The 323-nt window shown below is 34.4% G+C and carries 1 protein-coding gene; it reads left to right on the forward strand.

Annotation, left to right across the window (positions count from 1 at the left end):
- Positions 1 to 57: 57 nt before the first annotated feature.
- Positions 58 to 323: hypothetical protein (locus GQ596_RS11005; RefSeq protein WP_160401763.1), on the forward strand; the 266-nt coding region annotated here is incomplete at its 3' end.

Here is a 323-nt window from a genome sequence, read left to right on the forward strand (position 1 = left end):
GAAAGCGTCGATGGCGGTGGCACAAGGGCAACCAAATAAATAAAGAGGCGTCATGCAATGGAAATAGAACAAAGATTAGCATTAAGTGAAAATCCGATAAATTTTTTGAGAGAAGGTCTTTTTTTAAAGACTTACAACCAATCATTTTATGTGATGACTCAATTATTAGGGTTTAACATAAAACCGATAATCAAACACATAAAAAAACTCGACCAAATTATTGTATGTGGCGGGTTTCCGGCAAATATTATTAATAAACGTTGTCCTAAAGCGGTATCGACTGTTTACGGCTATGAATTATTAGATGATTACGATTTAAGTGG

This window comes from Gilliamella sp. Pra-s60, assembly GCF_009795755.1.
Taxonomy (GTDB): Bacteria; Pseudomonadota; Gammaproteobacteria; order Enterobacterales; family Orbaceae; genus Gilliamella.